Annotated in this window: 17 protein-coding genes and 1 pseudogene; 9 read left to right on the top strand and 9 right to left on the bottom strand. The window is 72.9% G+C overall.

Annotation, left to right across the window (positions count from 1 at the left end; translation table 11 throughout):
• Positions 1-16: 16 nt before the first annotated feature.
• Positions 17-1066, bottom strand: a complete 1050-nt coding sequence (locus DNL40_RS05110; protein ID WP_111250145.1) for a hypothetical protein — start codon at positions 1064-1066, stop codon at positions 17-19.
• A complete protein-coding gene (locus DNL40_RS16990; protein WP_111250144.1) occupies positions 1054-1593 on the bottom strand; it encodes a DUF262 domain-containing protein in 540 nt (179 codons plus the stop codon). The genes DNL40_RS05110 and DNL40_RS16990 overlap by 13 nt, the downstream gene beginning before the upstream one ends.
• Before the next feature lie 155 nt (positions 1594-1748).
• Between DNL40_RS16990 and DNL40_RS05100 the strand changes: the two are divergent.
• Positions 1749-2057, top strand: a pseudogene (locus DNL40_RS05100) (ATP dependent DNA ligase); the annotation flags it as partial.
• A 102-nt stretch (positions 2058-2159) separates the two neighbouring features.
• Here the strand turns inward: DNL40_RS05100 and DNL40_RS05095 are convergent.
• The gene (locus DNL40_RS05095; RefSeq protein ID WP_111250143.1) at positions 2160-3218 is read right to left on the bottom strand and encodes a hypothetical protein; all 1059 of its coding nucleotides are present in this window, start codon (positions 3216-3218) and stop codon (positions 2160-2162) included.
• A 150-nt stretch (positions 3219-3368) separates the two neighbouring features.
• Positions 3369-4304 carry a LysR substrate-binding domain-containing protein gene (locus DNL40_RS05090; RefSeq protein ID WP_111250142.1) on the bottom strand — a complete coding sequence of 312 codons (936 nt, stop codon included), beginning with the start codon at positions 4302-4304 and terminating at the stop codon, positions 3369-3371.
• Between the two features lie 178 nt (positions 4305-4482).
• Here DNL40_RS05090 and DNL40_RS05085 point away from each other — a divergent pair, with 178 nt between their 5' ends.
• The 4 genes from DNL40_RS05085 (at position 4483) to DNL40_RS05070 (ending at position 9763) form a co-directional block, all read left to right on the top strand.
• Positions 4483-6039, top strand: coding sequence for an amidohydrolase family protein (locus DNL40_RS05085; protein ID WP_218926000.1), 1557 nt, complete (start codon positions 4483-4485; stop codon positions 6037-6039).
• A gap of 19 nt (positions 6040-6058) precedes the next feature.
• Positions 6059-6475: a DUF5997 family protein gene (locus DNL40_RS05080; RefSeq protein ID WP_111250141.1), complete on the top strand. Its 417-nt coding sequence runs from the start codon at positions 6059-6061 to the stop codon at positions 6473-6475.
• Positions 6476-6481: 6 nt separating this feature from the next.
• Positions 6482-7726 (top strand): class I SAM-dependent methyltransferase, encoded by a 1245-nt coding sequence (locus DNL40_RS05075; protein ID WP_425450760.1) that lies wholly within the window; start codon positions 6482-6484, stop codon positions 7724-7726.
• Positions 7727-7846: 120 nt separating this feature from the next.
• Positions 7847-9763 carry an adenylyl cyclase gene (locus DNL40_RS05070; RefSeq protein WP_111250140.1) on the top strand — a complete coding sequence of 639 codons (1917 nt, stop codon included), beginning with the start codon at positions 7847-7849 and terminating at the stop codon, positions 9761-9763.
• 77 nt (positions 9764-9840) lie between these two features.
• Here DNL40_RS05070 and DNL40_RS05065 read toward each other — a convergent pair whose 3' ends face one another.
• Both DNL40_RS05065 and DNL40_RS05060 read right to left on the bottom strand, forming a co-directional pair.
• The gene (locus tag DNL40_RS05065; protein ID WP_111250139.1) at positions 9841-10242 is read right to left on the bottom strand and encodes an FKBP-type peptidyl-prolyl cis-trans isomerase; all 402 of its coding nucleotides are present in this window, start codon (positions 10240-10242) and stop codon (positions 9841-9843) included.
• 42 nt (positions 10243-10284) lie between these two features.
• Entirely contained in the window at positions 10285-11190 is a 906-nt protein-coding gene (locus DNL40_RS05060) for a LysR family transcriptional regulator (protein ID WP_111250138.1), read from the bottom strand.
• A gap of 82 nt (positions 11191-11272) precedes the next feature.
• Here DNL40_RS05060 and DNL40_RS05055 point away from each other — a divergent pair, with 82 nt between their 5' ends.
• Complete coding sequence (locus tag DNL40_RS05055; RefSeq protein ID WP_245885670.1) at positions 11273-12280, top strand: DMT family transporter; 1008 nt, start codon at positions 11273-11275, stop codon at positions 12278-12280.
• Positions 12281-12348: 68 nt separating this feature from the next.
• On the top strand, positions 12349-14325 hold the full coding sequence (locus DNL40_RS05050) for a glycoside hydrolase family 15 protein (RefSeq protein WP_111250137.1): 1977 nt from the start codon (positions 12349-12351) through the stop codon (positions 14323-14325).
• 146 nt (positions 14326-14471) lie between these two features.
• Here DNL40_RS05050 and DNL40_RS05045 read toward each other — a convergent pair whose 3' ends face one another.
• The 3 genes from DNL40_RS05045 to DNL40_RS05035 all read right to left on the bottom strand — a co-directional run bounded on the left by DNL40_RS05045 (position 14472) and on the right by DNL40_RS05035 (position 17742).
• Positions 14472-15878 carry a cystathionine beta-synthase gene (locus DNL40_RS05045; protein ID WP_111250136.1) on the bottom strand — a complete coding sequence of 469 codons (1407 nt, stop codon included), beginning with the start codon at positions 15876-15878 and terminating at the stop codon, positions 14472-14474.
• Positions 15879-15936: 58 nt separating this feature from the next.
• The gene (locus DNL40_RS05040; RefSeq protein WP_111250135.1) at positions 15937-16761 is read right to left on the bottom strand and encodes a TrmH family RNA methyltransferase; all 825 of its coding nucleotides are present in this window, start codon (positions 16759-16761) and stop codon (positions 15937-15939) included.
• A 129-nt stretch (positions 16762-16890) separates the two neighbouring features.
• Complete coding sequence (locus DNL40_RS05035) at positions 16891-17742, bottom strand: Bax inhibitor-1/YccA family protein (protein ID WP_111250134.1); 852 nt, start codon at positions 17740-17742, stop codon at positions 16891-16893.
• Between the two features lie 281 nt (positions 17743-18023).
• On the opposite strand from DNL40_RS05035, the gene DNL40_RS05030 reads away from it, so the two are divergent.
• Positions 18024-19013 (top strand): ABC transporter ATP-binding protein, encoded by a 990-nt coding sequence (locus DNL40_RS05030; protein ID WP_111250133.1) that lies wholly within the window; start codon positions 18024-18026, stop codon positions 19011-19013.
• On the top strand, positions 19010-19861 hold the full coding sequence (locus tag DNL40_RS05025; RefSeq protein WP_111250132.1) for an ABC transporter permease: 852 nt from the start codon (positions 19010-19012) through the stop codon (positions 19859-19861). The genes DNL40_RS05030 and DNL40_RS05025 overlap by 4 nt, the downstream gene beginning before the upstream one ends.
• The last annotated feature ends 25 nt before the right edge of the window (positions 19862-19886 follow it).

Genomic DNA, 19886 nt, shown 5'->3' with positions numbered 1-19886 from the left:
CACTCTAGCCCGAGCACTAAGCGACCAGCTTCTGCGCTTCCGCGGCCAGTAGGGCAGCGCGCTCGAGTAGGTAGTCGATCCACCTGTCCTCGAAGAGGGAGTCCGGCAGGAGAGCGGCGTCGACGATGTCCGAAATATCGCTCGGCATGAGACTTCGGTATTCGGACGGCGCCTTGTGAAGGATCGTCCGATTGTCAACTCGGCTTATGAAGGCGATGTTTGCGAGCGCGTTTATCTGGCTCTCGTCGCTCTCCGTTCCGGACTCGCGCAGGTATGCACGCGGGAAGCAGTGGTGGTACTCCTTCCTGTTCGGCTCCGCCAGCACCACGTCCAGGTCAACAAACTCGCCACTAAGGAAACTGCGCGGTCTGCGGGCAGCCAGAGTAAGGATTAGGCACTTCGAGGCGACGTTTGAAGCGCGGAATGCATGGTCCAAGAAAAACTCGGGCCCGATATCCGCGCGCACGTGGTCGAGCGACGAATCTTCGCCCTTCCGAAGTGCGATCGCCTCAAGAACGTCCGTCCGGACGTTCCGCAGAGGATTGCCGCTGTACCGGTGAGAGAACGACGTGCGCCAGAACCAACGCAACAGTCGGCGCCTGTCCCCGTCCGGCACTGTTTGGTTCTGATTGATCGAAAAATAGGCTGCGAGTGGAATAAGAAGTGCGGAGTATGGCAGGAACTTCAGATGCCGCACATGCAGGTTTCGGCGGAGGAAGTCGATAGCGAGTTCGAGCGCCTTGGAAACGATAGGAAACTGCTCTCGCACCTGCGACCCCCGGACGTCGATAAGCGCCGTGGGCGACGGGTCATTAACCAAGATCGCGGCCGTGCAGCGCAGCATCAAGTCTTCATCTGCGCCTACCTCCCCAAAGCCAAAGTCTTCCAGGGCCTCTGCGAGGCTACGAAACTTCTCTTGGAGATCGAAGTCCTCACTCCACGTCCATGCCGTCAGCAATTGGAACATGTCGAGTTCAATGCCCAGCCTGTTCACACGCTCAAAAACGATCGCCACGCTTGTTTGATCTTCGCTTTCGAACGTTTGCACAGGGATCAGCGTGGACACGAACTTCTGCTGAACGGTGACGATTTCTTCATAGCGCTTCTCAGGCAGCTTCTGCGCAGCGCGCGAGAATCCCACGGGGTTGAAGAAGGTCTTGATTGGGAAGTGACGGTCCGCCTCGACCTCGTCGGGCCGCAGCGCGAAAAACCTGGACTCCTGCGCGTCTGATTCTGCTTCGAAGTCGTAGTAGATCGGCAGCCAAACCTCGGGATCTTCTTCCTCACCAGCGATATCGTTCTGAAATGTCGCAAAATGGAGGTAACCCGCTGCTGGCCGTCCAGCACGTAGTCGATCGGGTAGTCCTTGGCAGGGTCCGGGAGCATGAACCCACCGAGCTTTCGCTCGGTCTTCAACTTGTTCCCCGTCCGCCATAGCAGGATCGACCCGAAAGGGAATCCCTTGTAGATGCTGTCCATGAGGAGGGCCGCTTGTCGCGGCTCCCACACGAACTCACGCTGAAATCCCGGGATTCGCAGTTCGCCTAAGCGGACACGTCCAATAAGTCTCTCGATGGTAAGCGGGTCGCTCATGACCTTCCTCTCCCTCGCTACGCTGGCATCGTCTCAGGATTCGGTGGCACTGCACACGACATCCCGGGTCCCGAGAGGGTGATTTCCGTTGGCCTTTAACTGAGTCAGGCAGCCCGCGGTCCGCGCGCTTGGATGACCGGTCCCGCTCCGCGCTGCTGGGTCTGCGAGTCGGGACGGTGGGTCATTCTGTTCCCAGGAACACGTTCAAGGGGATGACGGACGCGATGCTCGAGTGGCAGACGCGCCGGTTCACCGAGCTGGCCGAGGGTCCCGCCGACGGGTACGTGGTGCGGGTGCGGCCGGAGCAGGTGGTCGAGGTCGCCTTCGATGGAGTCCAGCGGTCTTCGCGCTACCCGGGCGGCATGGCCCTGCGGTTCGCGCGGGTCGTCCGCTACCGGGACGACAAGACGGCGGCGGAGGCGGACACGGTCGACACCGTGCGCGCGCTCGCGCCGCCAGGATGACGCCCACGCGCGGGTGGGCGTCGGCGGGTGCGCGTGGGTGCAGCCTCGGGGGAATGCGGGGGGTGCTCCCCCGAGGACTGCACCCACTGCGAACCGCGTGCGTCAGGCCTCGACGCGGCGGCGGCGCACCATCACGAAGGCGACACCGGCACCGATGAGCGCGAGCGCCCCGGCGATCAGCGCACCGACCTTGGCACCGGTGAAGGCCAGGCTCGGCGTGGCGGCCTCGACCACCGGGCCGGCCTCGTCGTCACCGTCCGTGGCGGCGAGGAAGGACTCCTCCGGAGACGGGGTGGGCGTCGTCGTGTCGGTGTCGACCGGCTCGGTCGTGGGGACCTCGGGAGCAGCGCCCGTCTCCTCCTCGGACGGGGGGACGTCCTCGTCGCCGCCGGGGGCGAGCTCGCCCTCCTCGTCACCCTCGGTCTCGCCCGGGGTGGGCTCGGGCTCGCCGCCCTCGTCCACGGGGGTCGTGGGCTCGGCAGGCGTCGTGGGCTCGGCAGGCGTCGTGGGCTCGCCGCCGTCGACAGGCGTCGTGGGCTCCTCGTCACCGGGCGTCACGGTGCCGGGAGGCGTCGGCTGCTCGGTCTCCGTGGGGATGTCCACGTAGCGCACGGTGTACTTGCCGATCGGCTTGCACTTGCCGCCGGAGACGTACGCGACCTCGACCTCGGCCTGGGGCTCGTCGAGCTCGACGACCTTGGCGCCCTCGCCCTTCTTGTACGAGCCGGAGCTCAGGCAGTAGGCGGCGATGAGCTTGCCGGGGGGCGCCTTGAGCACCAGCTTCGTCCGGTCGCCCTGCTTGGGCGTGGAGATCGCGGTGTCCATCTCCGGGCACGCGTCGCTCTTGTAGTCCCAGGTCTTCTTGGGCCAGGTGTACGTCTTGCCGGCGTAGTGGGCGGAACCGCCGTTCCACTGCTCGGCCTTCTTCCAGTCCTTGGCCCACTCGTACTTGGACCAGTCGTACTTGGACCAGTCGTGGGTCACCTTGTGACCGCCCCAGCCCCCACCGGGCGGGTAGGTGGTCGAGAGGGCCGAGGCGGGCGCGGCGGCCAGGCCCACAGCGAGGACGCTCGCGCCGATCACGGCGGCGACGCGGTGGCGGGTACGGCGGGCAGCGTCGCCCGAGCGGCGGGCCGCTTGACGGACGGTTGAGATGCGCACGTGCGCTCCTTGGATGAACGGTTGCAGGGGGACGACACGTCGAACGTGTCAGCTGGACCCTAGCGAATCCGGACATCCGGGTTCTATACCCAGTTTCCGTCGTTTTCACCCGGTAGCGGTCTTGTACGGCGTGTCCGGTTGCGATAACCGTCAACGTCGCTTATGGCGCTTGCCGCCCGGCTTGCCTCCCCCGCCACGGCCGCCCCCGTGCTTGCCTCGCGCACCGTGACGGGACTTTCCGCCGCCCCGCCCGTGGTCGCCGCCCTGACCTGCGGCAGCACCCCTGGAGCGCCCCTCGGCCCGCCCTCCGGCACCTCGCTTTTCACCCGCGCCCGCCGCTCCGGCCCCTCCCGCGCCGGTCACGCCCCGACCCCGGGAGCTGTTGACGGTGCGACCGCGGACGATGCCGATCAGCTCGTCGACGAGGTCGGTGGTGCGTTCCGAGACCCACACGAGGCCCACGGGCGCCAGCGGCCCGCCGTCGAGCACCCGGTAGGTGACGTCCTTGCGGTGGTGCAGCCGGGCGAGCGACATGGGCACCACCGTGACCCCGGCGCCGGCGGCGACCCAGGCGACCGCCTCTGCCGTCGTCTCGGGCACCTGCGGCTCGCCCGCCGGGTCGACGGAGCCGTCCTCGGCGTACGCGAGCGGTCGCAGCCCCGGCACGGGCACCCCCGGCCCGAACAGCACGTCGTCCGCGGGCAGGAGCACGACGTCGTCGGCGAGGTCGGCGGCCGTCACCGCCTCGTCCTCACCGGTGGCGGCCAAGAGATGGTCGCGGGAGACCACCACGACGGGCAGCTCCTCGTAGAGCGCGATGGCGCTGAGCCTCGTCTTGTCCACGGGCAGACGCGCGACGGCGGCGTCGGCGTCCCCACGCTCGAGGACGGCGACGGCGTCGGCCGCCTCGACCTGCACGAGGTCGAGGCGGACGGCGGGCAGACGCTCGCGCCACGTCCGCGCCCACCTGCCCGGGGTGGCCCCGGGCACGTAGGCGAGCCGGAAGGCCTCCCCGGCTGCGGGGGCGGGCGCCTCGGGCGCAGCCGCGGGGGTCTCGGCCGGGTCGTGCTGGCTGGGCTCGGTCACCCTGCCAGGCTACGGGCCGGCGTCCGCGCGACGGCCCGTGACCGGCCGCGGACCGTTCCTTGACGCACCCGCACCACGGCACGAAGACTGGCTGACACGTGTCCGCAGCGCGGCGTGGCCGTGGCCGCGCCCCGCACCACCGCGCACGGCGCCGGTGGCGACCGACGACGGAGGCCCTGTGACCGCCGACCCTTCCCACCAGCCCGCGACCCCGCCCGCAGCCGGCCCGGCAGCCCAGCCGACAGCAGGCCGTGCGGCCGGACCCGCAGCTGCCGACCTGCTCTCCCTCGACCCCGAAGCGGGCGCCGGTGGCCGCTCCCTGGTGCTGCGCGGCGGCACGGTGCTCACCATGGACGACGACGGGTCGGTCCTGGAGGGCGCGGACGTGCTGGTGACCGGCCGGCGGATCGCCGCCGTCGGACCCGCCCTGGCGGTGCCGCCCGGGACCGTCGAGATCGACGCGCGGGGCGGCATCGTGATGCCCGGCATGATCGACACCCACCGGCACCTGTGGCAGACGGCGATGCGCGGCTACGGCGCGGACTGGACGCTGAGCCAGTACTTCGACTGGTACTACGTGCAGCACGGCGCCCGGTTCCGCCCCGAGGACGTCTACGCCGGGAACCTCCTGGGTGCCGTGGAGGCGCTCGACGAGGGGGTGACGACCACGGTCGACTGGTCGCACGGGCTGCGCACCCCGGACCACGCGGAGGCTGCCGTCGACGCGCTGGAGGAGGTGCCGGGCCGGTTCGTCCTGGCGTACGGGAACATCTTCGACGCCCCGTGGACGTGGTCGCGCACGGCCGGCCTGCACGATCTCGTCTCCCGGCGCCTGCGGCGCAGCGACCTGCTGGGTTTCCAGATGGCGTTCGACGTCACCGGCGACCCGCAGTTCCCGGAGCGGGCGGCGTTCGAGGTGGCCCGGGACCTGGACGCCGCCGTGACCACGCACGCGGGTGTCCGTGGTGCCACCGACGACGCGGCCGTCCGGCTCATGCACGAGCACGGCTTCATGGAGGAGCGCACCGTCTACGTGCACGCCGCGACGCTGGGCGAGGAGTCCTACCGGTTGATCGCGGAGACGGGTGGGTCGGTGTCGGTGGCGAGCGAGGCGGAGTCGAGCGGCGGCCAGGGCTACCCGCCCACGTGGCGGCTGCGGGCCCACGGCATCCCCGTCTCCCTGTCCACCGACAGCAGCGTGTGGGGCAGCGCGGACATGTTCTCCGCCGTGCGGGCCACGCTCGCGGCCGACCGTGCGCGGGAGCACCTGGAGGCGCACGCGCGCGACGAGACGGTGACCGACGTCGGGCTGCGCGCCCAGCAGGCCGTGTGGTGGGCCACGCGCGGCGGGGCGCGGGCCCTCGGGCTCGACGACGTGACGGGGAGCCTGGAGCCGGGCAAGAAGGCCGACGTCGTGCTCCTGAAGAACGACGCCTCGCCGGTGATGGCCCCGGTGCTGCACCCCTGGGGGCACGTGGCGCTCCAGGCGCAGCGGGGCGACGTCCGCACGGTGCTGGTGGACGGCCGGGTGGTCAAGCACGACCACCGCCTGCTGGGCGACCACGTGGCCCGGGCACGCGCCGCCGCGGAGGCCACGGTGGAGCACCTGCGGCGCGAGGTGGGCGAGGAGGCGTGGAGCGCCGGGCGGGTACCGGGGTCCGGCACCGGCGGCTTCGACAGCCCGTACACCTACAGCGACCACCGGGGTGCGGCCGCGGCGGCTCCCCCGCGGTGAGCGCCGTAGGCTTGGGTCCATGGCAGGCACCCCCTTCTCGCAGCAGGTCCTCAAGCCGTCGAACGCGGCCAAGCGCCTGGGGGTCTACCTCCCGGCGACTCCCCCGGAGTTCCAGGAGAACGGCGTGACCCGGGCCGAGCTGGAGGAGCTCGAGAAGAACCCGCCGCAGTGGCTGGCGGACCTGCGCCGTGACGGGCCGCACCCGCGCCCGGTCGTGGCGGGTCGTCTGGGCGTCTCGATCGCCGGGCTGGCCCGCGGTGGCGTCACGGAGGCGCTGACCACCGAGCAGATCGACGAGCTGCGCGCGGACCCGCCGGCCTGGCTGACCCACGAGCGCGAGGTCTTCGCGAAGGTTCGCGAGGAGGAGGAGCGCCTGGCGGCGAAGGCCGCGCAGGACAAGGCGCGCGCCGCCCGCCGGCCCGCCGCCCGCGACTGACCCGTGGTGCCCGACGACGGCGTGCCCGACGACGGCGCCGCGGCGGTGCTGGACGCGACGCTGGCGGCCCTGGTGCCGTGGCCGCAGGACGGCTCTCGCGCGGACGGCCCGGTCGCGGCGGACGCCACGGACCGCCTGCTGCTGGACGAGGCGCGCCCCTACCTCGCGCAGGCCGCGGGGCCTGGTGACGTCGTCGTGGTCGGCGACCGGTTCGGGGCGCTCACGCTCGGGGCGGTGGCCCTGGGGGCGCGAGAGCCTCGGGCGCACACCGACGCCCTCACCTCGGAGCGGGCGCTGGCGGAGAACGCCCGCGCGGCGGCGGGGGCAGCGGTGCGCGCCGCCGTCGGCACCTTCGGGGTGACCGCGCACGACCGCCTGGAGGCGGGGCTGGTGCGCGGTGCCCGGCTGGTGCTGCTGCAGCTGCCGCGGTCGCTGGCCGAGCTCCAGGAGGTGACCGAGCTGGTCGCCCGGGAGGCGTCCGAGGACGTGGTGGTGCTGGCCGGCGGGCGCGTCAAGCACATGACGCACGCGATGAACGACGTGCTGGGGGCGTCGTTCGGCGAGGTGCGGGCCACGCGGGCGCGCAGCAAGTCGCGCGTGCTGGTCGCCTCCCGTCCGCTCCCGGCCGCGCGCGCAGCTGCGTCGTCGTTCCCGGTGACGGCGGCGCTGGCGGACGCCGAGCTCGTGGCCGCGGCGGGCCTGCCCCCCGGGTCGAGGGTGAGCGTCGTGGCGCACGGCGGGGTGTTCGCCGGCACGGGCCTGGACCTCGGCACGCGGGCTCTGCTGCGCACGGCCGACCGCTGGCCCGCCGCTCCGGCCGACGCGGTGGACCTGGGCTGCGGCACGGGCCTGCTGGCCGTCGTGCTGGCGCTGCGCGACCCGGGCACGCGGGTGGTGGCCACGGACCGCTCGGCTGCCGCGGTGGCCTCGGCGCGCGCGACGGCGCAGGCGAACGGCGTGGCGGAGCGCGTCGTCGTGCTGCGTGACGACGCGGGCCAGGGCGAGGAGCCTGCGAGCGCCGACCTGGTGCTGTGCAACCCGCCGTTCCACGACCGGGCGGCGGTGTCCACCGATGCCGCGCACCGGATGTTCGCTGCGGCGGGCCGGGTGCTGCGGCCGGGCGGGGAGCTGTGGACGGTCTACAACTCGGTGCTGCGGTACCGGCCTGCGCTGGAGCGGGCCGTGGGGCGCACGGAGCAGGTGGCCCGGGATGCCCGTTTCACGGTGACCCGCAGCGTGCGCACCCGCTGACACTGACAGGTCAGTAAGGCTCCGGTACGGTCGGTGGCACGTCGCTCACCGAGCGGCGCGCGTTCCCTCTCACGGCCCGCCACGACGTCGTGGCGCGCGCCACCGATCGAGGAGAAGTCGATGAAGACGATTCGCGCATTCCCCCTCGGAGCAGCAGTGCTCGCGCTGGTCGCGAGCGCCTCCCTGCCACCGGCCGCCGCCGCACCTGGTCCGAGCCCCGCCACGAGCTCGGACGTGCAGCGCACCGGGCCGGGCACCCTGGCGGCCGACCCCGATTTCGGCCCGCACGTGACGTTCATCGACCCGTCGTGGTCCACCGACCGGATCAACACGTTCCTGGACCAGGTCAACGACGAGCCCGAGTTCTCGCAGAACCGCCACCAGGTGTTCTTCGAGCCGGGCGTCTACGGCAGCGCCGCCGGCCAGGCCGACCCCTCCACGGCGACCGACATCGTCAACGCGTCCGTGGGCTATTACCAGGCCGTGGCGGGGCTCGGCGCCCAGCCGGGCGACGTGCTGATCAACGGCGCCCTGCACGTGGAGCCCGTGGTCGGGTGCCCGGAGTACCCGTGGGCGTGCGGCGACCCCGGCTCGCTGACCCGGTTCTGGCGCTCGATGTCGAACCTCGCCATCAACCCGATCCAGCGCCCCGTCGGCGACGACGCCCACCTGCCGTACCCGGCAGGCGTGACCGAGCCGCACCAGATGCGCTGGGCCGTGTCGCAGGCCGCGCCGATGCGGCGGGTGGAGATCCGCGGCGACCTGACCCTGTTCGGCCGGTACGGCGAGTTCGCGTCGGGCGGCTACCTGGCGAACTCGCGGGTGACCGGCACGATCGTGAGCGGCTCGCAGCAGCAGTGGTTCACGCGCAACTCCGAGGTGGGCGCCTGGGACGGCGGCGTGTGGAACATGGTGTTCTCCGGCGTCGAGGGTGCCCCGGCCACCGACTTCGGCCCCCGGGCCGACGGCAGCACGGGCGTCACCACGACGCTCGACCGCACCCCGCTGAGCCGCGAGGCGCCGTTCCTGTACCGGGGCGGAGACGGGAACCTGGCGGTGTTCGTGCCGCACGCCCGCCGTGACACGCGCGGGGTCGACTGGTCCACGGCCGCCGACGCCGGGCGGTCCGTGCCGATCGGCGACTTCTACGTGGCCCGCCCGGACCGCGACGACGCCCAGAGCATCAACGCCCAGCTCGCGCAGGGCCGGCACCTGATCCTCACGCCCGGCGTCTACCGGCTCGACCGCCCCCTGCAGGTGGACCGCGCCGGCACCGTGGTGCTGGGCCTGGGCTACGCGTCGCTGACCCCGACCGGCGGGAACGCCGCGCTCGAGGTCGGCGACGTCACCGGCGTCAAGGTCGCCGGCATCACCGTGGACGCCAACGTGCCCGAGTCGCAGGTGCTCGTGCGGGTGGGCCCGGGCGGTGCGCAGGCCTCCGACCCGGCCGACCCCACCACGCTGACCGACGTGTTCGTGCGCGTGGGCGGCCCGTGGGAGGGCAAGGCGGTCACGTCGGTGGAGGTCAACAGCGACGGCGTGCTGCTCGACCACCTGTGGCTGTGGCGTGCCGACCACGGGGACGGCGTCGCCTGGGACCGCAACACCGGGGCGCACGGCCTGGTGGTCAACGGTGACGACGTGACGGCCACGGGCCTGTTCGTGGAGCACTACCAGGCGGAGCAGACCGTGTGGAACGGCGAGCGCGGCACCACCGTCTTCTACCAGAGCGAGCTGCCCTACGACCCGCCGAGCCAGGCGGCGTGGGGCGGGCCGGGCGGCTACGCGTCCTACCGGGTGGCCGACCACGTGGGCACCCACCGGGCGACCGGCCTGGGCGTCTACTCGTTCTTCAATCAGGGGGTGGACGTCCGGGCCGCCTCGGGGATCCGCACGCCCGCCGGGCCGGGGATCGCGTTCCGCTCGATGACCAGCGTGTTCCTCAACGGGTCGGGCGGGATCGAGCACGTGGTCAACGACGTGGGCGGCCCGGCCGTGGGCGGGTTCGCCTCGCCGCAGGTGGTGGCGTACCCGTGACGCAGCAGGGGCCCGACGGCGGTGCGGCCCTCAGCGAGGGCCGTACCGCCGTCGGGCCCCTGCCCGGTGGGCGGGTGTCAGCGCACGCCGACGACGTCGACCACGAAGACGAGGGTGTCGCCGCCGCCGATGCCGGCCTGCGGCACGCCGCGCATGCCGTAGCCGTGCTCCGGCGGGATCGACAGGAGCACGCGGTCACCGACGTTGCGGCCCACGAGGCCCTTGTCCCAGCCGCCGATGACGGCGCCGACGCCGATCGGGAAGTCGATCGTGGCGCCACGGTCGTAGGAGTTGTCGAAGACGTGACCGCCCCAGGTCTGGCCCAGGTAGTTCACGACGATGGTGCGGCCCGACTCGACGACGGGGCCGGTGCCCTCCTCGAGCACCTGCACCTGCAGGCCGGCGGGCGCGCCGCCCTCGGGGAACGTCAGCTCGGGCTTGTCGCCGAAGCTGCCGGTGGCGGTGGGGAGCGTGGTCACGAGGGGTACCTCATCTTCGTCCGGGGTCAGAACCCGTCCAGCCTATGCGGCGGCGGGGCGGCCCGCGGCCGCGGCGGCGTGCAGCCCGGCGAGCGCCGCCCGCGCCGTCGGCGTCCCGGCGACGGCGTCGCGCACGACGGCGTGCAGCGACCGCACCGGGGTGGGGCGCACCACCGGCACGGCGGTGACGCCGGCGGGCAGCCGTGCGGCGGCGAGCTCGGGCAGCACGGTGATGCCGACGCCGGCGGCGACGAAGGCGAGCGCCGTCGGGTAGTCGTGGGCCTCGACGTGGAACGCGGGGCTGAACCCGGCGGCGGTGCAGGCCTCGAGGAGGTTGCGGCGGCACCAGCCGCGCGCGAAGTCGTTGTCGACCCACTGCTCGCAGGCCAGCTCGGCGAGCTCCACCTCGGCGCGGCCTGCGTGGCGGTGACCGCACGGCACCGCGGCGACGTACGGGTCGTCGAGCAGGTGGTGGGAGCGGAACCCGGGGCCGGGCTCGACGCCCGGGCCGGCGACGACCACCTGGACGTCGGCGCGCTCGTCGGGGTCGTCGGGCACCGTCTCCTCCAGCCGCAGGTCGAGGCGGACGCCGGGGAACTGGGTGGTGAGCCGCTGCACCACGGTGGGCAGCCACGCCGCGCCGACGGAGGCGAAGTAGGCGATCGAGAGGCGACCGGTGCGCCCGGCGCGCAAGTCGGCGACGACGGACTCCGCCTCGCCGATGCGGGCGAGGACGGCGTCGGCCTGGGCGGCGAGCTCGAGCCCGGCAGCGGTGGGTCGCAGCCCGCGGCCTGCCCTCTCGAGCAGGGTGAGGCCGGTCTCGCGCTGGAGGGCCGCGACGTGCTGGCTCACGGCCGACGGCGTGTAGCCGAGGTTCGCGGCGGCGGCGACCACCGAGCCGCTGGCCACGACGGAGCGGAAGATGCGCAGCCGGTGGACGTCGAGCATGAGCAGACCGTACAGCCAGACTGAATGAAACGACAGCGATACGTGCTGGTGCTTCATCCTCCCGGAGGCGCACGATCCTCACGTGACCTCCACGACGCCGACGACCCCCGCGACACCCGCTGCCCGCCCCGCCACCGCCGCCCTCATCACAGCCCCCGCCACAGGCCCCGCCGCCGGCACGGCCGCCGGCACGGCGGTGGCACCCGGCCCTCGCTGGGCCGCCCCCGCGGCCGTGGCCGTGACCCTGGTGCTGTGGGCCTCGGCCTTCGTGGGCGTGCGTGCCGCCGGCCACGACTACTCCCCCCTCGCCCTGACCCTGGGGCGACACCTCGTCGGGTCGGTCGCGCTCACCGCGGTGGTCGCCGTCGCCGCCGCCCGTCGTGGCGCCTGGCCCCGCCTGCCGCGCGGGCGCGCGCTGGCGGCGGTGGCCGCCTGGGGCACCGGCTGGTTCGGCCTGTACAACCTGGCGCTCAACGCCGCCGAGCGGCACCTCGACGCGGGCACCACGGCGCTGCTGGTCAACGTGGCGCCCGTGCTGGTCGCCGTGCTGGCCGGCCTGCTGCTCGGCGAGGGGTTCCCGCGCCGCCTGCTGGCGGGCGTCGCCGTCGCCTTCGCCGGAGTCGCGCTCATCGCCGTCACGACGTCGACCGGGGCGCACGACGCCGTGGGCGTGGCGCTGGGACTGACCGCCGCCGTGGTCTACGCCCTCGGCGCCACGGCGCAGAAGCGGATCCTGGCGCACGTGGACGCGCTCACCATGACGTGGCTCGGCTGCGTGGCCGCCACCGTGGCCTGTCTGCCCTTCACCGGAGCGCTGGTCCGCGACGTCGCCGCCGCGCCGACGTCGTCCACGCTGGCCGTCGTCTACCTCGGGGCGCTGCCCACCGCGGTGGCTTTCACCACCTGGGGGTACGCCCTGGCCCGCAGCAGCGCCGGGCGCCTGGCGGCCTCCACGTTCCTGGTGCCGCCGATCGTCGTGGGGCTGTCGTGGCTGCTCCTGGCGGAGGCACCCGCGCCGCTCGCGTTCGTGGGCGGCGCCGTGAGCCTGGCGGGTGTCGCGCTGGCCACCTCCCGACGGCGCCGGCGGTGATGTGAGGAGCCTGCGGGCTCGCGCCCCCGGAGTAGCCTCCGACGGGCAGTTCCAGGCACTCTGGGAGCATGTCGCCAGACGCCTCCGGCACTTCGCACCTCGCGCAGCCCGCGATCTCCTCGCACGGCCTCCTCCAGGACGGCCGCAGCCCCTTCCCGTCCATCGCGGACTACGCGTTCCTGTCCGACTGCGAGACCAACGCGCTCGTGGCACCGTCCGGCTCGATCGAGTGGATGTGCGTGCCCCGCCCGGACTCCCCCAGCATCTTCTCCGCGGTGCTCGACCGCGGGGCCGGGATGTTCCGCGTGGGCCCGTACGGCGTGCGCGTCCCCGTGGCACGCCGCTACCTGCCCGGCACCCTGGTGCTGGAGACGACGTGGCAGACGTCGACGGGCTGGCTCGTGGTGCGCGACGCGATGGTCATGGGCCCGTGGCACAACACGCAGAAGCGCTCGCAGACCCACCGCCGCACGCCCACCGACGACGACGCCGAGCACCTGCTCCTGCGCACGGTCAAGTGCGTCTCCGGCACCGTGGACCTCGAGGTGGTCTGCGAGCCCATGCCTGGCTACGGGCGCACCCACGCCAACTGGAAGTACGACGGCGAGGGCTACGACACCGTCGTCGCCAAGGCCGAGAACGTCGCCCTGCACGGTGGCGCCCCGCACCCCGACCTGCGCCTGACCTCGAGCCTGCGCCTGGGCATCGAGGGCGGCCGGGCCAACGCCCGCAGCCGCATGAGCGAGGGTGACCAGCACTTCGTCGCCCTGGCGTGGTCGGGCCTGACGCCGCCGTCCACGTGGTCGGAGGCCGCGGACGCCATGTGGCGCACCGAGCAGTTCTGGCGCGACTGGATCACCCAGGGCGTGTTCCCCGACCACCCGTGGCGCGCCTACCTGCAGCGATCGGCGCTGACCCTCAAGGGCCTGACCTACGCCCCCACCGGGGCGCTCATCGCCGCGGCCACCACGTCGCTGCCCGAGACGCCCGGCGGGGAGCGCAACTGGGACTACCGGTACTCGTGGATCCGGGACTCGACGTTCGCGCTGTGGGGCCTGTACACGCTCGGCCTCGACCGCGAGGCGAACGACTTCTTCGCGTTCATCCACGACGTGTGCCGCGACAACAAGCAGCTCCAGATCATGTACGGCGTGGGCGGCGAGGAGCGGCTCGAGGAGAGCGAGCTCGACCACCTCTCGGGCTACGAGGGCGCCCGCCCGGTGCGCGTCGGCAACGCCGCCTACGACCAGCGCCAGCACGACGTGTGGGGCGCCGTGCTGGACTCGGTGTGGCTGCACACCAAGTCCCGCGAGCAGCTCCCCGAGTCCCTCTGGCCCATCCTCAAGCGGCAGGTCGAGGAGGCCGCCAAGCACTGGCACCTGCCCGACCGCGGCATCTGGGAGGTGCGTGGCGAGCCGCAGCACTTCACGTCCAGCAAGCTCATGTGCTGGGTGGCCATGGACCGTGGCGCGCGCCTGGCGCGGCTGTACGACGAGCACGACTTCGCCGAGCAGTGGCAGAAGGTGGCGGACGAGATCCACGCCGACATCTGCGCCAACGGCGTGGACGAGCGCGGGGTGTTCGTGCAGCGCTACGGCTCCGACGCGCTCGACGCGTCCCTGCTGCTGGTGCCTCTGCTGCGGTTCCTGCCGGCCGACGACGAGCGCGTGGTCAACACGGTGCGCGCCATCGCCGAGGAGCTGACGGAGGACGGCCTGGTGCTGCGCTACCGGGTCGACGAGACCGACGACGGCCTCCAGGGCGAGGAGGGAACGTTCACGATCTGCTCGTTCTGGCTGGTCTCCGCGCTGGTGGAGATCGGTGACGTGGAGCAGGCGCGGGCGCTGTGCGAGCGGCTGCTGGGCTTCGCGAGCCCGCTGGACCTCTACGCGGAGGAGATCGAGCCGCGCAGCGGCCGCCACCTGGGCAACTTCCCCCAGGCGTTCACGCACCTGGCACTCATCAACGCCGTCATGCACGTGATCCGGGCCGAGAACACGAGCACGGAGGGCTTCCACTTCGAGGCCGCGCACCACTCGGCCTGAGGGCGCCAGCGCGGCACACCGCGAGGCGCCGCCCGCACGCGCCGGGGCCGTGACCCGTCCGGAGAGGACGGGCCACGGCCCCGTGTCGTGCCCGGCGCCGCGATCCGCGGACGCCGGTCGGAGGAGGGCCCTCTCGCGGCCCCGCCTCAGCGCGCCAGGTAGCCCAGCAGGTCGTGACGGGTAAGCACGCCCACCGGGTTGCCGCCGTCCACCACCAGGAGGGCGTCGGCGTCGTGCAGCGCCTGGCGCACCGCCTCGACGCTCTCGCCCGCGCCCACCAGGGGGAAGCGCGGCTCCATGTGGTCGGAGACGCGGTCGGCGAGCTGCGCCTTGCCGGAGAACACCAGGTCCAGCAGCACGCGCTCGGTCACCGAGCCCGCCACCTCGCCGATCTTCACCGGCGGCTCCGCCACCACCACGGGCATCTGCGAGACGTCGTACTCGCGCAGCATCTCGATCGCGTCGTGCACCGTGTCCGTGGGGTGGGCGTGCACCAGCTGCGGGATGTCCCCGGCCTTCGAGCGCAGGATGTCCCCCGCCGTCACGCCGTCCGACGCGTCGAGGAACCCGTAGGAGCGCATCCAGGAGTCGTCGAAGATCTTGGACATGTAGCCGCGCCCGGAGTCGGGCAGCAGCACCACGATCACGGCCTTCGCGGCCGCCGCCGGGTCCTCCTCCTCGAGCCGGCGGGCCAGGCGCAGCGCGGCCACCACGGCCATGCCGCACGAGCCGCCCACCAGGAGGCCCTCCTCGCGAGCCAGGCGGCGCGTCATCGCGAACGACTCCGCGTCGGTGACGGCGATGATCTCGTCCGGCACCGTCGGGTCGTACGCGGGCGGCCAGAAGTCCTCGCCCACGCCCTCGACCAGGTACGGGCGCCCGTCCCCGCCGGAGTACACCGATCCCGCCGGGTCGGCCCCCACCACGTGCACGCGCCCGCCCTCGGCAGCCGGGCGCTCGGCGGAGGCGTCGTGCAGGTAGCGGCCCGTGCCGGTGATGGTGCCGCCCGTGCCCACGCCCGCGACGAAGTGCGTCACGCGACCCTCGGTGTCCGCCCAGATCTCCGGGCCGGTCGACTCGTAGTGCGAGGCGGGGCCGTTCTGGTTGGCGTACTGGTTGGGCTTCCACGCCCCCGGGATCTCCCGCACCAGGCGGTCGGAGACGGAGTAGTACGAGTCCGGGTCGTCCGGCGGCACCGCCGTGGGCGTCACCACCACACGGGCGCCGTACGCCTCGAGCACGTCCCGCTTGTCCTTGGCCACCTTGTCCGGGCACACGAACACGCACCGGTACCCCTTGCGCTGGGCCACCAGCGCGAGCCCCACCCCCGTGTTGCCGGAGGTGGGCTCGACGATCGTGCCGCCCGGCTCCAGCTCTCCCGAGGCCTCCGCGGCCTCGATCATCTTCAGGGCGATGCGGTCCTTCACGGAGCCGCCCGGGTTCAGGTACTCGACCTTGGCGAGGATCGTGGCGGACAGGCCCTCGGTGACCGTGTTCAGCTTGACCAGCGGGGTCCCGCCCACGAGGTCGGAGATGTGCTCGGCGTAGCGCATGGGCCCATCCTTCCCTATGCGCGGCGCCCGCGTCGGAGCCGGCGCGAGCGCCCGGGCGTCACCCGGCCGACGCCGCGCCGCGCTGCCGGCGCGCCTCGTACAGCACCACCGAGGCCGCGTTGGCGGCGTTGAGAGAGCTCGCGCTGCCGCCCATCGGGATGCTCGCGACGACGTCGGCCGCCTCGCGCCAGGCGCGCGTGAGCCCCACCGTCTCGTTGCCCACGAGCAGCAGCACCGGCCCCGTGAGGTCGGTGTGCGCGACGTCCGCGTCGCCGTCCTCGTCCGTGGCGACCACCGTGACGGGAACGCCCGCCGCCCGCCGCTCGTCCACCCACTCGAGCACCTCCCGGTGGGAGGGGGCGCGCACCACGGGCACCGCGAACAGGGAGCCGGTGGTGGCCCGCACCGCGCGCGGGTCGTAGGGGTCGGCGGCGTGCCCCGTCACGATCACGCCGTGCGCCCCGAACGCGTCGGCCGAGCGCACGATCGAGCCCACGTTGCCCGGCTGGCCCGGCCGGTCGAGCACCACGCCCAGGAAGTCCGCCGGGACCGGGACACGGTTCAGGTCGTCGGCGGGCATGCGCACCACCGCCAGCAGCTCCGTCTCCCCCACCGGCTTCTCCGCCAGCTCGGCCAGCAGCTCGGGCGACATCGCCACGTGCTCGGCGTCGACGTCGTGCAGCAGGCCGCGTGCCCAGTCCGAGAGCCGGTGCTCGACGTCGTACAGCAGCGTGTCCACCTGCCACCCGTGCTCCACGGCCATGCTGATCGGCCGCACGCCCTGGACGAGGAACTGCCCGGCCCGCCCACGCTTGGTGCGGTTGGTCAGCAGCGTCTCGAGCAGCTGGAAGCGGGCGTTGCGCGTGCTGATGCGCTGGGTCACCGGGCGGTCTCCTGACGGTCGGGCGGGCCTGGCGGGGGCTGCGTCAGGGTACCCGCGGACCCGGGGCGTGAACGCCGCAGGCCCGCGACCCCCGAGAGGGTCGCGGGCCTGCGGTCCGTACCGGTGGCGTCAGTTGTCGCCGCGGAGGATCGCCAGCAGACGCAGGAACTCCAGGTACAGCCACACGAGCGTGACCAGGAGGCCGAAGGCGGCGGCCCAGGCGAACTTGGCCGGCACGCCCTGCTCGACGCCGCGCTTGATCGAGTCGAAGTCGACGATCAGCGAGGCGGCGGCGAGGCCGACGGCGAACAGGCCGATGAGGATGCCGATCGTGCCACCGCGCATGCCCCACCCGCCGAGCACGCCGGTCCACACGAGGACGACGTTGACGAGCGAGAAGACGAGGTAGCCCACCATCGCGATGAGCAGCCAGCGCGTGAACTTGGGCGTGACGCGCACGCGGCCCGACTTGTACAGCCACAGGGCGGCGGCGAACGTGGAGACCGTGGCGAGCACCGCCTGCAGCACGATGCCGTTCGACACGGACTCGAACATCGCCGAGATGCCGCCGAGGAAGATGCCCTGCGCCACGGCGTAGAGGCTGATGAGCACGGGGCTCGGGTTCTTCTTGAACGCGTTGACCAGGCCCAGCACGAGGCCGGCGATCATGCCGACCGGCCACAGGCCCGGGGCGACGTACCAGGTCGCGGCGGCCGCCACGACGAGGACGGCGAGCAGGCCGCCGGTCTTGACGATGACGTCGTCGTACGTGAGTCGCTTGGTGTCCGCCGTCGTCGCCGACGGCGCGTTGTACATGTTCTCCAGGGCCGCGGCGTCCGCGGCCTGCGCGCCGTACTGGCCGTGCTGCGCCTGGCCGTAGCCGGGCGCGGGCGCCGTGCCAACGCCGCCCGACGGACGGCGCGCGCCGGTGCGGCGCGGCTCGCCGAAGACGTCGCTGTTCGAGAAGACGGGGTTGCTCATGGGCTCCTCCTGGTCGCGGCCTGCCGGGTCCGCACCGACGGGTCGTCGGCACGCAGAGCCGGGTCCTACCGTGACAACTGCCGTGTCCACCTCGCACAACGCCGAGAGCGTGCGAGGAGTTCCCATCCTCCCCGAGGCCTGCGCCACGGGCCATTGCGGACGCCCCGGGCAACGGCCGCGCCTCGGGACGCAGCCCGGGTGACGTCCGTGGGTCGCCGGTGACCGCGAGGGTCCGCCGCCCTAGGCTCGGACAGGTACCCGGAGCACACGAGAGGACGCCCATGATCGAGGCACACGACCTGACCAAGAGGTACGGGTCGAAGACGGCGGTGGACGGCGTCTCGTTCACCGTGCGCCCCGGAGTCGTCACGGGGTTCCTGGGCCCCAACGGCGCCGGCAAGTCCACCACGATGCGCATGATCATGGGCCTGGACCGGCCCACTGCCGGGTCGGTGACGGTCAACGGCCACCCGTACGCCCGGCTGCACGCCCCGCTCACCGAGGTGGGTGCCCTGCTCGAGGCGCGGGCCGTGCACCCCGGACGCTCGGCCTACCAGCACCTGCGCGCGCTGGCGGCCACGCACGGCATCCCGGACTCGCGGGTGGACGAGGTGGTGGAGCTGACCGGGCTCGCCCCCGTGGCCCGCAAGCGGGTGGGCGGCTTCTCCCTCGGCATGGGCCAGCGCCTGGGCATCGCCACGGCGCTCCTGGGCGACCCGCGCACCCTCATCCTCGACGAGCCCGTCAACGGTCTCGACCCCGAGGGGGTGCTGTGGGTGCGCAACCTGGCCAAGCACCTGGCCTCCGAGGGCCGCACCGTGTTCCTCTCCAGCCACCTCATGAGCGAGGTCGCGCTCACCGCCGACCACGTGATCGTCATCGGGCGGGGCCGCATCCTCGCCGACGCCCCCGTGAGCGAGTTCGTCGACAGCGCCTCGCGCCGCTCCGTGCGCGTGCGCACGCCCGGAGCCGCCACGCTGCGCGAGGCCCTGGAGCGCGCCGGCGCCTCGGTCGCGGTGCCCCGGCCCGACGACGAGGCGGACGCCCTCGCGCAGGGCCCCGGGCGCCACGGGGCCCCGCCGCGCGCCGAGGTGCTCGAGGTCACCGGCCTCGACGCCCCCGCGATCGGCGAGCTGGCGCTGACCAGCGGCGTCGTGCTCCACGAGCTCACCCCGGTGCGCTCCACCCTGGAGGACGCCTACATGGAGCTGACGGCGGACGCCGTCGAGTACCGCACGAGCCCCACCGAGGACCAGGAGACCGCCCGATGACCGCCACCGCCACCGCCCGCCCGGCGCGGGTCGGCTTCGGCCGCACCCTGCGCTCGGAGTGGATCAAGCTGTGGAGCCTGCGCTCCACCTGGTGGACCGTCGGGGCCACCGTGGTGATCATGGTGGGCTTCGCGCTCATGTTCGCCGCGATCGCCCGCCTCACGATGCAGTCCCCGGACATCCAGCAGGAGATGGCCCAGGACCCGAGCGTGCAGGTCGAGGGCATGTTCGACGCGGTCGCGGTGGTCACCATCGGCTACTCGTTCGCCCAGCTCGTGGTAGCCGTGCTCGGCGCCCTGGCCGTCACGAACGAGTACTCGTCCGGGATGGTGCGGGCCACCTTCGCGGCCGTGCCGCAGCGGATCCAGGTGCTCACCGCCAAGCTGGCCGTGCTGGTCGTGACCACGGTCGCCCTCAGCGTCGTCGGCCTCGCGCTGTCCTGGCTCGTGACCATGCCGATCCTGTCGTCCGTCGACATCTCGCTCGACCTGTCCGACGGCGAGACCCTCCGTGCGCTGGGCGGCACCGTCCTGTACCTCGTCGCCGTCGTGGCCCTGGCCCTCGGTGTCGGCACGCTGCTGCGCCACACGGCCGGCGCGATCTTCACGCTGGTGGCGCTGCTGTTCGTGCTGCCGATGGTGTTCAACATCCTCGTGAGCACCTCGGACATCGAGTGGGTGCGCACCATCAACAAGTTCCTGCCCAGCACCGCCGGCGAGCGCGTCATCGCGACGGGGACCACCCCGGACCACCTGCTGACACCCTGGGTCGGCTTCGCCGTGCTCGCCGGCTACGCCGTCGTCGCGCTCGTCGCGGCCGCCGTCGTGCTCCGCCGCCGCGACGCCTGACACCGCCCCTGGTGGTGGAGGCGGA

Origin of the sequence: Xylanimonas oleitrophica, from assembly GCF_003244315.1 — a bacterium.
Lineage (GTDB): Bacteria > Actinomycetota > Actinomycetes > Actinomycetales > Cellulomonadaceae > Xylanimonas_A > Xylanimonas_A oleitrophica.
The sequence above is the reverse complement of the archived record's forward strand: the minus strand, read 5'-3'. Positions and strand labels throughout refer to the sequence as shown.

What these genes read in the sequence shown, in the direction of transcription:
- DNL40_RS05080 (WP_111250141.1), top strand. Translation starts at nt 6,059, where the DNA reads ATGGCAGGCACCCCCTTCTCGCAGCAGGTCCTCAAGCCGTCGAACGCG.
- DNL40_RS05025 (WP_111250132.1), top strand. Translation starts at nt 19,010, where the DNA reads ATGACCGCCACCGCCACCGCCCGCCCGGCGCGGGTCGGCTTCGGCCGC.
- DNL40_RS16990 (WP_111250144.1), bottom strand. Translation starts at nt 1,593, where the DNA reads ATGAGCGACCCGCTTACCATCGAGAGACTTATTGGACGTGTCCGCTTA.
- DNL40_RS05060 (WP_111250138.1), bottom strand. Translation starts at nt 11,190, where the DNA reads ATGCTCGACGTCCACCGGCTGCGCATCTTCCGCTCCGTCGTGGCCAGC.
- DNL40_RS05070 (WP_111250140.1), top strand. Translation starts at nt 7,847, where the DNA reads ATGAAGACGATTCGCGCATTCCCCCTCGGAGCAGCAGTGCTCGCGCTG.
- DNL40_RS05030 (WP_111250133.1), top strand. Translation starts at nt 18,024, where the DNA reads ATGATCGAGGCACACGACCTGACCAAGAGGTACGGGTCGAAGACGGCG.
- DNL40_RS05050 (WP_111250137.1), top strand. Translation starts at nt 12,349, where the DNA reads ATGTCGCCAGACGCCTCCGGCACTTCGCACCTCGCGCAGCCCGCGATC.
- DNL40_RS05045 (WP_111250136.1), bottom strand. Translation starts at nt 15,878, where the DNA reads ATGCGCTACGCCGAGCACATCTCCGACCTCGTGGGCGGGACCCCGCTG.
- DNL40_RS05035 (WP_111250134.1), bottom strand. Translation starts at nt 17,742, where the DNA reads ATGAGCAACCCCGTCTTCTCGAACAGCGACGTCTTCGGCGAGCCGCGC.